The following is a 12,075-nucleotide window of genomic DNA, read 5'->3' on the forward strand; positions in this document are numbered from 1 at the left end:
ACAGGCTCCTGGTACCAGGATGCCGGTACCCGCATCGTCGGAGCATGACGCCATCCCTCCCCGCGGCCGTCGACCAGGGCATGCCCCCGGCCACCACGGCAGGCACGCCAGAAGCCACCCCGCCCGCCGCCACCCCGCCAGTTGACAGCCCGCCCGCCGACAGCCAGGCACGAGCCCTGACCGCCGGCGGCCTCGCCGTCCTCCTGCTGGGCTTCCTCCCGGTGAACTTCACGTTCGGCGCGGTGAACCTGCTGGTCCCCGCCATCACCGCCGACCTGGGCACCGGGCCGTCGGGCGGCCAGCTCGTGCTCTCCGCCTACACGACGACGTTCGCGGCGGGCCTGGTCGTCTCCGGCCGGCTGGGCGACCGGTACGGCCGGCGACGGCTGCTCATGATCGGGCTGATCTCCTTCGGGACGCTGGCCGTCCTGACCGGTCTCGCCCAGAGTCTGGTCGCCCTCGTGGCCCTGCGCGCGGCGCTCGGCCTGGCCGCGGGGCTGTTCACGCCCCAGGTCCTCACCAGCATCCAGGCCACAGCGCCCGACGCGCTGCGCACCCGCGGCATCATCCTGTTCACGGCGGCCGGGGCGGTCGCCTCGATCGCGGGCCAGGTCGTGGCGGGTGCGATAGCCGTCTCGATGCCCGAGCACCTGGCCTGGCGGGCGGTCCAGGTGGTCACCGGTGCCATCGCCCTGCTGGCGCTGCCCGGCCTGCGTGCCGTCCCGGAGTCGCGCTCGCCGGCGCCGCTCGGGCTCGACCTGCGGGGCGCGGCGCTCCTCGGGGGCGGGTTGGTGGCCCTGGTGGTACCGCTGACGCTCGGCCCGACGGCGGGGTGGCCGGCCTGGTCCCTCGGCCTGCTGGGCGCGGCCGCGGTGACCCTGACGGCGTTCGCGTTCGCCCAGCGCGCCACCGAGCGACGGGGTGGGCTGCCCGTCGTGCCGCCCAGCGTGCTGCGGGTCCCGGTGGTGCGGATCGGCCTGCTCATGACGCTGCTCTTCTTCGTGTCCTACGGCGCGTTCCTGTACGAGATCTCGCAGTACGCGCGGACCGCCTGGGGCGCCGACGGCTGGGACGTCGCGATGGTGACTCTCGGCTTCGGCGGCGGATTCCTCGTCGCGGCGCTGCTGCTCCCGGGCATCCTCGGCCGGGTGGGCCCGCGGATCATGGTCTACGCCGCGTCCGGCCAGGCACTGGCGCTGGTGGGCATCGCCCTGGTGGTAGGGCTCGACGGCGGTCGCGCCGCCCCGCCGGCGTTGCAGCCGCTGCTCGTCGTGCTCGGTGCGGTCCAGGCACTCATGTACGGGCCCGCACTCCAGACGGTGCTCTCGCGCACGCCGGACTGGGCGGCCGGCGTGGCGGGCGGGCTGCTGACCACGCTGCAGCAGCTCGGGATCGGGCTGGGCGTCGCGCTCGTGGGCGGCCTCTTCCACGCGGTGTCCGACGCCGCGGGCGGCCCCGCCGGCGGAACGGCCGCGGCGGACGCCACCGGCTCCGGTTCGGGCCTCGCGGTCGGCCTGGCGGCCGCACTCACGGTCCAGGCCGCGTGCGCGGTCGTGTTCGCGCTGCTGGCCCACCGCGTCGCACGGCACAGCGCCGCGCGCTGACGCCGGCCGGTCAGCCCCCCAGGCAGCGCGCGATGTGCGCCCGGGTCGCCGCGGCGGCCCGGGCGGCGTCGTCCTCCTTGCCGGGGTACTCCGCGTGCCCGGCCGGCAGCTCGTGCAGCTCCAGCGAGATGCCGACCCGCGCCACCGCGTTCGCCACGGCGAACTGCCCGGGCGGCGGCACCGTCGTGTCCCACAGGGCGCACTCGCAGCGCACGGGGATCCGGAGGTAGCCGGCCGCCGTCGACGTGTCGAAGTAGCGCAGCACGTCCCGCGCCTCCGGATGCTCGGCGACGTACCGCCGCACGGCCTCCCCGCTGCCTGTGCACTCCAGTCCGAGGCGCACGTCGTACTGCCCGAAGCTGGGCACCACGAAGGTCGCGCCCACGAACCGCCGGTCCCACGGCACCGCCAGCGCCCCGATCCCGCCGAAGCTCTCGCCCACGTAGTACAGCGGCAGGTCGCCCGCGACCTCGGCCAGGGCATCGGCCGCATGCCACAGGTCGACGGCGCAGCGGCCCAGCGAGTACGTCTCCACCGAGCCGATCCCGTGCAGCACGTGCTCGGCCGCCGTGGCCGGGGCGCCGACGCCGGTGTTCAGCGCGCCGAGCCCGCGGGCGACGGGGAAGACGACGGCGGCGTCGTCGGGCACGCGGTCGAAGGTGGGCGCCTCCCGCCCGCCGTACCCGTGGCTGCGCACGACGCCGACCCGGGCGGCGCCGTCGGACGGCAGCGCGAGCCAGCCCCGCAGCCGCAGCCCGCCGGCGCCGGTGTGCTCCACCTCGTAGACGTCGTGCGCGCCCCGCCGGCCGAGCGACGTCAGCCGCGGGTCGGGGCGCACGCCGCGGGAGGCGGCGAACCAGCCGTGCCACAGGTCGCCGAAGCCGGCGGGCGGCGGGACCGGCTCGACCGCGCGCAGGTCAGCGCGGTCGTACCCGTAGGTGCCGTCGATGGGCGCGTCCGGAAACCAGCTGTCGTACGGCTCGGGCAGGGGCACCGGACCAGTATCGGCCGCGGGCCCGAACGAGACCCAGGCGCCGCGCGGCGGGCACCGAGGCCGGGTCGCCGAGACTCCGTCGCGCGTCTTGGTGGGTTCCGACAAACGGTCCCGCGAGAGATTGGGTGACATCGCGGCAGACCTACCTACGGAGCCGTAGCCTACGCTTGCGTAGGCTACGAGAGCGTAGGTTGCGGATCGGCCAAATTCCGGCTGGACCCGTGCCAGGATGGAAAGGTCCCCGGAACGGACCGGGCGTCTCCGCAACAGCGGGCGCTCGCGTCCGCAGTTGAAGGAGGAAGCGTGACTACGACCAACGGCTCCAACGAGGCGATCCCGACGTTGCAGCTACTCGATCCCCAAGGGAACCGCGTCACGACACGCGGGTCCAAGGGCTATCGTGACCGCGCCGCGGCTCTGACCACGGAAGACCTCCGTGGCATGTATCGCGACATGGTCCTGACTCGTCGGTTCGACGACGAGGCGACCTCTCTCCAGCGGCAGGGCGAGCTCGCCCTGTTCGCGCCGGCTCGTGGCCAGGAGGCCGCGCAGGTCGGCAGTGCCTACGCCCTGCGTCCGCAGGACTTCGTCTTCCCGTCCTATCGGGAGCACGGCGTGCTGCAGGTCCGGGGCCTGGACCCTGTCGACCGGCTGCGGTTCTTCCGCGGTTCGGACCACGGTGGGTGGAACCCGACCGAGCACAACGCGGCCGTCTACACCATCGTGATCGGTGCCCACACCCTGCACGCCACCGGCTACGCCATGGGCGTCCAGCGGGACGGCACCCCGCACGACAAGCACGACGGCACCGCCGTGATCACCTACTTCGGCGACGGCGCCACCTCGCAGGGCGACGTCAACGAGTCCATGGTGTTCGCCGCGGTGAACAACGCGCCCGTCGTGTTCTTCCTGCAGAACAACCAGTGGGCCATCTCCGAGCCCACCGCCAAGCAGTCGAAGACCCCCCTGTACCGGCGGGGCGAGGCGTTCGGCCTGCCCAGCCTGCGGGTCGACGGCAACGACGTGCTCGCCGTGTACGCCGCGACGCAGGAAGCGCTCGAGCGCGCCCGCGCCGGCGAGGGGCCCAGCTTCATCGAGGCGTTCACGTACCGCATGGGCGCACACACGACGTCGGACGACCCGACCCGCTACCGCACCTCCGAGCAGGAGGAGCAGTGGCGACGCCGCGACCCGATCGACCGCCTGGGCGCCCTGCTGCGCGCCGAGGGCGCGCTCGACGCGGACTTCGAGGCGGAGATCAAGGCCGCGGGGGACGAGCTGGGCGCGAAGCTGCGCACCGGCGTCCGCGCCCTCGACGGCGGACCCGTCGTCTCGAGCATGTTCGACGACGTGTACGCCACCCCCCACGGCACCCTCGCCGCCGACCGGGCCTGGTACGAGGCCTACGACGCCGGTGACCCGCCGGCCCCGCAGTATGCGATCGCGGACTCAGCGCAGGGAGGCGCACGATGACAACCATGGCGGAACGTACGCAGACCACATCCGGCGCCCCTGAGCCGGCGTCGGGCACCCAGACGCTCTCGCTCGGCAAGGCGATCAACGAGGGTCTGCGCGCCGCGATGCGGCACGACGACAAGGTCATGATCATGGGCGAGGACATCGGCCCGCTGGGCGGCGTCTTCCGCGTGACCGACGGCCTGCAGGCGGAGTTCGGCGAGCAGCGGGTGGTGGACACGCCGCTGGCGGAGTCCGGCATCGTGGGCACCGCCATCGGCCTGGCCATGCGCGGCTACCGGCCGGTCTGCGAGATCCAGTTCGACGGGTTCGTCTTCCCGGCGTTCAACCAGATCACCACGCAGCTCTCGAAGATCCACAACCGGACCCGCGGCGCCGTGCAGATGCCCGTCGTGATCCGCATCCCGTACGGCGGCGGCATCGGCGGCGTCGAGCACCACGGGGAGAGCCCGGAGGCGCTGTTCGCGCACACCGCAGGCCTGCGCGTGGTCTCGCCGAGCAACCCGCAGGACGCCTACACGATGATCCAGGAGGCCATCGCCTCCCCGGACCCCGTGCTGTACTTCGAGCCCAAGAGCCGTTACTGGGGCAAGGGCGCTGTCGACCTGGACGCGCCGGTCGGCACCGACACGCTGAACGCGGCGACCGTGGTCCGCCAGGGCACCGACGTCACCCTCGTGGCCTACGGCCCGTCCGTCGCGACCGCGGTCAAGACCGCCGAGGCGCTGGCCGAGGAGGGCCGCTCCGCCGAGGTGCTCGACCTGCGCACCATCTCCCCGCTCGACACGGCAGCCGTGGTGGCGAGCGTGCGCAAGACCGGGCGCTGCGTGGTCATCCATGAGGCGCCTGTGTTCTTCGGGGCGGGCGCCGAGATCGCGGCACGGGTCACCGAGGAGTGCTTCTACGCGCTCGAGGCGCCGGTGCTCCGCGTGGGCGGCTTCCACACGCCGTATCCGGTGGCGAAGCACGAGCACGAGTACCTGCCGAGCGTGGATCGCGTGCTCGACGCCGTCGACCGTGCCTTCGCGCACTGAGCCGTGAGCGAGAGATGAACCAGCCACGGATGAGCTGTTTGAATGATTTGAGAGTGAGCCGAGAGTGAGTTCGAAGAACCAGAGGTTCCCGCTCCCCGACGTCGGTGAGGGCCTCACCGAGGCCGAGATCGTCGAGTGGCAGGTCGCCGTCGGCGACACCGTCGAGGTGAACCAGACGATCGTCGAGATCGAGACGGCGAAGTCGCTCGTCGACCTGCCGTCGCCGTGGAACGGGACCGTGTCCGCCCTGCTCGTCGAGGCGGGCAGCACGGTCGACGTGGGCACTCCGATCATCGAGATCACCGTGTCCGACGACGCGGTCGGCCCGGCCGGGTCGACCCCGAACGGCACAGCATCCGGTGCCGCCCCGGACGCCGGCTCCGCGCCCGCGGCCGGCGGTGCTCAGGACGAGAGCTCCGGATCGGTGCTCGTCGGCTACGGCACGGCCGAGGCGAAGGCCAGCGGACGGCGTCGCCGGCACCAGGCGGCCCCGGCCGCGGCGCCGTCGGCCTCGGTGGCGGCGGCGGTCGAGCCTGTCGCGCCTCCCGCACCCGTCGCGCCGAAGCCGGCCACCCCGCCGTCTGACACCGGGACCACCACCGCAGCGCGGGCCCGCGTGCTGGCGAAGCCGCCGGTCCGCAAGCTCGCCAAGGACCTGGGGGTGGACCTCGCGGGCGTGCACGCGTCGGGCCCGGGCGGCATCGTGACGCGCGAGGACGTGGTCGCCCACGCCGAGCGCTCGTCGGTGCGGACGCTGACGAACTACCCGGACGACGAGCCCTGGCTCGCCTCGGGCGTGGTCACACCGGACGGGCGCCAGACGCGCGTCCCGGTGCGGTCCGTGCGCAAGCGCACGGCCGAGGCGATGGTCGCCAGCGCTTTCACCGCGCCCCACGTGACAGTCCTGCACACCGTCGACGTCACGAAGACCATGAAGCTCGTGGCGACCCTCAAGGAGGACCGCGACTTCACGGACGTCAAGGTGACGCCCCTGCTGGTGGCGGCCAAGGCGGTGCTGCTCGCCGTGAAGCGGCACCCGCAGATCAACGCCTCCTGGGACGACGCGGCACAGGAGATCATCTACAAGCACTACGTGAACCTGGGCATCGCTGCGGCGACACCGCGCGGGCTCGTGGTGCCGAACATCAAGGACGCGCACACGCTCGACCTGCTCGGCATCGCGAAGGCGCTGGCCGGGCTGACGGCGACCGCGCGGGCCGGGCGCACCTCGGTCACCGACATGTCCGACGGCACCATCACGATCACCAACCTCGGTGTCTTTGGTATCGACACGGGTACGCCGATCCTCAACCCGGGGGAGGCGGGGATCCTCGCCTTCGGCGCGATCCGCAAGCAGCCGTGGGTGCACAAGGGCAAGGTGAAGCCGCGGTGGGTCACCACCCTGAGCTTCAGCTTCGACCACCGGCTGGCCGACGGCGAGCTCGGCGCCCGGTTCCTCTCCGACGTCGCGCGGGTGCTCGAGGAGCCGGCCCAGGGCCTCGTCTGGGGCTGAGCTGCTGCGAATGTGTCAGGCCCCCAGGTCACCACGGTGACCTGGGGGCCTGACACATGAAACGACCGGGGCAGTGCGCCCGTCAGGATCGGTCTGGGAGATCCTCGGTGCGGAGGGCGCACTGCCCCGGACTCTCACGGCGACTGGACTCGGTCTCGCCGTGCCTCGGGCAACGTTTCTTGGGACACGTGGCCGTCAGGCCACGCGCATGCCACCGATCGACCGCGGCCGGCCGCGACGACGCTTGCGGCTCCGCACCGTGCCGTCGACGACGATCTCGCCGCCCCAGACGCCCCACGGCTCGCGGCGGGCTAGCGCGCCCGCGAGGCACTGCGCCTTCAGCGGGCAGACCGCACACGCGCGCTTCGCCTCTTCAAGGTCCGCGGGGTGTTCCGCGAACCAGAGCTCGGGCTGCTCCGAGCACGGCACTGAGTCGTCGGTCTCGGTGATGATGTAAGCGAGGTCCACACTGGTCACAACGCAGAAGAGGGCCAAAGGGTTGGGTTTGGTGCATAATCCGGCCGAACTTTTCCTGGACTTCGTCGAAATGCCCGGTTCCGGGGCGCTCCCGGCGTGGTCAACCGGACATCCGCGGACGGTCAGAGCCGCCCCGCGGCGCGCCTAGGCTGGACTGTGTGACCCCGACCGACGCCCGGAACAGGCCCAGCGAACCTGCTCGGACGAGCACCGCGACCGGCCCCACGAGCCCCTCCTGGCTCGTCGCCGCCCTGCCCGCCGCGGGCCTCGTCGCGCTCGCGGCTCTCGTCGCGGCCGGCGCCTTCTCCGGTGCGTTCACCGCGTTCGCGAACTTCACCGACCCGGGTGCCGTCGTGCGCTGGGGCGCGCCCGTCGCGACGGTGGCCACCGAGCTGTCCCTCGCGGTGACCGTGGGCGCGCTCGCGCTGGCCGCCTGCGTGCTGCCGCGCGGGCCGCTGGTGGACCGCGCGCTCGGGGTGGCGGGCGTCGCCGCCGGCGTGTGGACCCTCGCGGCGCTGGTGCAGCTCGTCCTGCGGTTCTCGTGGTCCACGTACCTGCCGCTGGACGCGGACGGGTTCGGCCCGGCGCTGATGGAGTACATATCGACCATCCCTGTCGGGCGCACGTACCTGGGGATCGTCATCGTCGCCGCGCTGACGGCGGCGGTCGCGCTCCTGGTGCGCGGCGCGGTCGGCGCCCTGTGCGCGCTCGCGCTGCCGCTGGTCGCCCTCGGCATGCAGTCCTCGACCGGCCACGCCGCCGGCGCCGCCAGCCACGACGTCGCCGTCTCGGCGCTGTTCCTGCACCTCGGCGGCGCGGCCCTCTGGATCGGCGGCCTCGGCGCGATTGCCCTCGTGGGCCTGCGGTACGCCGCGACCGCCGACGTGATCCGGCGCTACTCCGCGATCGCCCTGTGGTGCTTCGCCGCCGTGGCCGTCTCGGGCCTGGTCAGCGCCTGGATCCGGATCGGCTCGCTCGACGGGCTGAGCACCGACTACGGGATCCTGCTGGTGGTCAAGGCGGCACTGCTGATCGTCCTGGGCAGCTTGGGCTGGCTGCACCGCAGCACCGTCGTCGCCCGGCTCTCCGCCGGGACCGCCACCAGGAACGCGGCGATCGGCCTGTTCTGGCGGCTCGCCGCCGTCGAGGTCGGGGTGATGGGCGCGGTGTCCGGCGTGGCGGTCGCCCTCGGCTCCACGGCGCCCCCCGTGCCCGACGACCAGATCGTCGACCCCACCCCGGCCGAGATCGTCACCGGCCACCCGCTGCCGCCCGAGCCGACACTGCTGCGCTGGTTCACCGAGTTCCAGTGGGACGTCATCCTCGCGTTCGCCTGCGCGGCCGCCCTCTTCGTGTACGTGCGGTGGGCGCTGCGGCTACGACGTCGTGGGGACGACTGGCCCGTGGGCCGCACCATCTCCTGGTGCCTCGGCATCCTGGTCCTGTTCTGGGCCACCAACGGCGGCGCCGCCGCCTACGGGCACGTCCTGTTCAGCGCGCACATGGTGCAGCACATGGTCCTCGCGATGGTCGTGCCGTTGTTCCTCGTGCTGGCGGCGCCCGTCACCCTGCTCCTCCGGGCCGTCCCGGCGCGCAAGGACGGCTCGCGCGGCCCTCGCGAGTGGGTCCTGGCGCTCGTGCACTCCGCCTTCGGCCGGTTCCTGGCGAACCCGGTAGTGGCCGCCGTCCTCTTCGCGGGCGGGATGATCGTCTTCTACTTCACGCCCCTGTTCGAGCTGGCGCTGACCACCTACGCGGGCCACCTGTGGATGATCGCCCACTTCACGCTCGTGGGGTACCTCTTCGCGAACGCCCTGATCGGCGTCGACCCCGGGCCCTCCCGCCCCGGCTACCCGCTGCGGCTCGTGCTCCTGTTCGCCACCATGGCGTTCCACGCCTTCTTCGGCGTCACGCTCACCTCGGGCACCGCGCTCCTCGTGCCCGACTGGTTCGGCCTCATGGGCCGCCCGTGGGGGCCCAGCGCCATCGTGGACCAGCAGAAGGGCGGCGCTGTCGCGTGGGGCATCGGCGAGCTGCCTACCCTGCTGCTCGCGATCGGCGTCGCCATCTCGTGGACCCAGTCCGACGCGCGCGAGGCAAGGCGGAGCGACCGCCAGGCGGAACGGGACGACGACGCCGAGCTCGAGGCGTACAACAAGATGCTGGCCGACAAGGCGGAGCAGGAGCGCAAGTACGGCGAACACTGACCCCCCTGGTTGTGGGCGCGATCGTCGCGCCCACAACAGGCGCGTAGCCGCAAAAATCGCGCCCACAACCACAGGTGCGCGTGGTAGACGTGTCCGGTGAGCGAATCCCCGCAGACCCCGTTCCACGACCTCGACCACTACGTCGCGATCCCGCGGCTCACCGGCCTGACGGCCAGCCACGACGGCACCCGCCTCGTCGTCGGAGTCCAGACGCTCGACGGCGAGCGCACCGCCTACCGCACCGCCCTGTGGGAGGTGGATCCGGCGGGCGAGGCACCGGCACGGCGGCTGACCCGCTCCGCGAAGGGCGAGTCGTCCGCCGTCTTCGCCCGCTCCGGCGACCTGCTGTTCACCTCCGCCCGGCCCGACCCGGACGGCAAGGCGGGGGACGACCCGACGTCCGCCCTCTGGCTCCTGCCGGCGCGCGGCGGCGAGGCCCGCGTGATCGCGGCCCCGCCCGGCGGCGCCTCCGCCCCGCTCACGGCCCGCGCCGCCGACACCGTGAGCGTCGCCGCGGGCCTCCTGCCCTCCGCGAAGGACCTGGCGCAGGACGCCGAGCTGCGCAAGGCGCGCAAGGACCAGAAGGTCTCCGCGATCCTGCACACCGGCTACCCCGTCCGGTTCTGGGACCACGACCTCGGCCCCGACCAGGAGCGCCGCTTCGTGGGCGACGTCGCGGCGCTCGCGGACGAGCCCGCGGCGCCGCTGCCGGGGGCCCCGGCAGCCGAGGGCGAGACGCCGGACCAGGATCCGGCGTCGGGCAAGCACCTCGACCTGCGCGACCTCACGGGCGCCGGCCGGCACCTCGTCGAGCACACGGCGGACCTGTCCGCGGACGGCACGACGCTGGTCTCGACCTGGTCCGTGCCCGACGCCGGTGCCGCCGTCCGCAGCATGCTCGTCGCGATCGACACGGCGACCGGCGACCGCCGGGTGCTCGTGGACGACCCGGACGCCGACGCCGGCGCGCCCCGCGTCTCGCCCGACGGCTCCTGGGTGGCCTACGTGACCGAGTCCATCTCGTCCCCGACCGAGTCCCCGGTGATCCGCCTCGCCCTGGTGCCGACGGACGGCTCCGCGGAGCCGGTGGTCCTCGCCGACGACTGGGACCGCTGGCCCGGCCGTCCCACCTGGCTCCCGGACGGCAGCGGCCTGCTGGTCCAGGCCGACGACGACGGCCGGGGCCCGGTCTTCCTGCTCACGTTCTCGGGGGCGCTCCCGGGCGCCGAGGTGGTCGTCGAGAAGGTGACCGCCGACGACGCGGTCTTCTCCGACCTCGCGATCACGCCCGACGGCGCCACCCTGTTCGCGCTGCGCACCTCCTACGCGGCCCCCGCGGAGCCGGTCCGGATCGACCTGGCGGCGTTCCTGGGCTCGGGCGCACCGGGGGAGCGGACGCCGCTGCCGGCGACCCTGCTGCGCTCGCCGGTGCCCGCCCCGGAGCTGCCGGGCACGCTCACCGAGATCGAGACCACCACCGAGGACGGCGTGCGCGTGCGCGCGTGGCTGGCGCTGCCCGCCGCCCTTCGACAGGCTCAGGAACCGAGCCCCGAGGCCAAGGCCCCGCTCCTGCTGTGGATCCACGGCGGCCCGCTGGGCTCGTGGAACGCCTGGAGCTGGCGCTGGAACCCGTGGCTGATGGTCGCCCAGGGGTACGCCGTGCTGCTGCCTGACCCGGCGCTGTCGACCGGGTACGGGCAGGAGTTCGTCCAGCGCGGCTGGGGCGCCTGGGGCGGGGCGCCGTTCACCGACCTCATGGCGATCACGGACGCCGCGGAGGCGCTGCCGGAGATCGACGAGACCCGCACGGCGGCGATGGGCGGCTCGTTCGGCGGCTACATGGCGAACTGGGTGGCCGGGCACACCGACCGCTTCAAGGCGGTGGTGACGCACGCGAGCCTGTGGGCGCTCGACCAGTTCGGCCCCACCACGGACGCCGGTTTCTACTGGGCGCGCGAGATGACGCCGGAGATGGCGCTGGAGAACAGCCCACACCTGGCCGTGGGCGAGATCCGCACGCCGATGCTCGTGATCCACGGCGACAAGGACTACCGCGTCCCGATCGGCGAGGGCCTGCGCCTGTGGTTCGAGCTGCTGACGAAGTCGGGTCTCCCGGCGTCCGACGACGGCGAGACCGCGCACCGGTTCCTGTACTTCCCGGACGAGAACCACTGGGTGCTCACACCGCAGAACGCCAAGGTCTGGTACCAGGTGGTCTCGGCCTTCCTCGCCGAGCGGGTGCTGGGCGAGAAGCCGAACCTGCCGACAACCCTCGGCTGAGTACCGGCACACCGAAGTAGAGCGCCTGTCCGGACGCACGCTGCGCGGCCGGACAGACGCTCTACTTCGGTGTGATGGGGTTCAGCCTCAGCCCGCCCGGACGGCGCCCACGACGCGCACGCGCACCGCGACGTCGTCGATCTCCTCGGGAACCTTGTCCACGAGGCTGGGGTCAGTCACGTTGACCTGCAGCACCCAGCTTCCGCCGGGTCCTGTCACCTGCTCCACCGAGACCTCCTCGGCGAGCACCTCGACCGGTGATCCACCGGACGTGCCGGGCTCCGCGTGCTTCCGTGCTGAGTACTCGCGAAGTGGCTGCCTGAGGGACGTCGTGAACTCAGGGGCGACGCCAACTCCGATCACACCGTCGAGCCCGGTCACTTTTGCCCGCAATGCGGCTTTTGCGGACCGAGCCTCGTCGAGCGTTGCCATCCCGATCACCTCCTGGTCATCCATTGTGTCCCCCGTGTCTACCCCCTCGCACAGTCTT

General features: G+C 73.0%; 9 protein-coding genes. 6 read left to right on the forward strand and 3 right to left on the reverse strand.

The genetic code is table 11. The annotated features are described in order from the left end of the window. The first annotated feature begins 44 nt into the window (after positions 1-44). Positions 45-1,604 (forward strand): MFS transporter, encoded by a 1,560-nt coding sequence (locus ACFT2C_RS01475; RefSeq protein WP_377205226.1) that lies wholly within the window; start codon positions 45-47, stop codon positions 1,602-1,604. A 10-nt stretch (positions 1,605-1,614) separates the two neighbouring features. Here the strand turns inward: ACFT2C_RS01475 and ACFT2C_RS01480 are convergent, their stop codons facing one another. Then, a complete protein-coding gene (locus tag ACFT2C_RS01480) occupies positions 1,615-2,598 on the reverse strand; it encodes an acetylxylan esterase (RefSeq protein WP_377205227.1) in 984 nt (327 codons plus the stop codon). 303 nt (positions 2,599-2,901) lie between these two features. Here ACFT2C_RS01480 and pdhA point away from each other — a divergent pair, with 303 nt between their 5' ends. The 3 genes from pdhA (at position 2,902) to ACFT2C_RS01495 (ending at position 6,621) form a co-directional block, all read left to right on the forward strand. Next, on the forward strand, positions 2,902-4,071 hold the full coding sequence (pdhA, locus tag ACFT2C_RS01485) for a pyruvate dehydrogenase (acetyl-transferring) E1 component subunit alpha (RefSeq protein WP_377205228.1): 1,170 nt from the start codon (positions 2,902-2,904) through the stop codon (positions 4,069-4,071). Positions 4,072-4,076: 5 nt separating this feature from the next. After that, on the forward strand, positions 4,077-5,108 hold the full coding sequence (locus ACFT2C_RS01490; protein WP_377205229.1) for an alpha-ketoacid dehydrogenase subunit beta: 1,032 nt from the start codon (positions 4,077-4,079) through the stop codon (positions 5,106-5,108). A gap of 64 nt (positions 5,109-5,172) precedes the next feature. Next, the gene (locus tag ACFT2C_RS01495; RefSeq protein WP_377205230.1) at positions 5,173-6,621 is read left to right on the forward strand and encodes a dihydrolipoamide acetyltransferase family protein; all 1,449 of its coding nucleotides are present in this window, start codon (positions 5,173-5,175) and stop codon (positions 6,619-6,621) included. 195 nt (positions 6,622-6,816) lie between these two features. On the opposite strand, the gene ACFT2C_RS01500 is transcribed toward ACFT2C_RS01495, so the two are convergent. Continuing rightward, positions 6,817-7,098 (reverse strand): WhiB family transcriptional regulator, encoded by a 282-nt coding sequence (locus tag ACFT2C_RS01500; RefSeq protein WP_377205231.1) that lies wholly within the window; start codon positions 7,096-7,098, stop codon positions 6,817-6,819. A 158-nt stretch (positions 7,099-7,256) separates the two neighbouring features. Here ACFT2C_RS01500 and ACFT2C_RS01505 point away from each other — a divergent pair, with 158 nt between their 5' ends. Together ACFT2C_RS01505 and ACFT2C_RS01510 are read left to right on the forward strand one after the other, a co-directional pair. Continuing rightward, positions 7,257-9,305 (forward strand): cytochrome c oxidase assembly protein, encoded by a 2,049-nt coding sequence (locus ACFT2C_RS01505; RefSeq protein ID WP_377205232.1) that lies wholly within the window; start codon positions 7,257-7,259, stop codon positions 9,303-9,305. 96 nt (positions 9,306-9,401) lie between these two features. Continuing rightward, a complete protein-coding gene (locus ACFT2C_RS01510; protein WP_377205233.1) occupies positions 9,402-11,585 on the forward strand; it encodes a prolyl oligopeptidase family serine peptidase in 2,184 nt (727 codons plus the stop codon). 87 nt (positions 11,586-11,672) lie between these two features. Here ACFT2C_RS01510 and ACFT2C_RS01515 read toward each other — a convergent pair whose 3' ends face one another. Further along, positions 11,673-12,017 carry a hypothetical protein gene (locus ACFT2C_RS01515; RefSeq protein ID WP_377205234.1) on the reverse strand — a complete coding sequence of 115 codons (345 nt, stop codon included), beginning with the start codon at positions 12,015-12,017 and terminating at the stop codon, positions 11,673-11,675. Between the last annotated feature and the right edge of the window lie 58 nt (positions 12,018-12,075).

Source organism: Promicromonospora sp. NPDC057138 (genome assembly GCF_042670845.1).
Classification (GTDB): Bacteria; Actinomycetota; Actinomycetes; order Actinomycetales; family Cellulomonadaceae; genus Promicromonospora.

What these genes read in the sequence shown, in the direction of transcription:
- ACFT2C_RS01475 (WP_377205226.1), top strand. Translation starts at nt 45, where the DNA reads ATGACGCCATCCCTCCCCGCGGCCGTCGACCAGGGCATGCCCCCGGCC.
- ACFT2C_RS01515 (WP_377205234.1), bottom strand. Translation starts at nt 12,017, where the DNA reads ATGGCAACGCTCGACGAGGCTCGGTCCGCAAAAGCCGCATTGCGGGCA.
- ACFT2C_RS01490 (WP_377205229.1), top strand. Translation starts at nt 4,077, where the DNA reads ATGGCGGAACGTACGCAGACCACATCCGGCGCCCCTGAGCCGGCGTCG.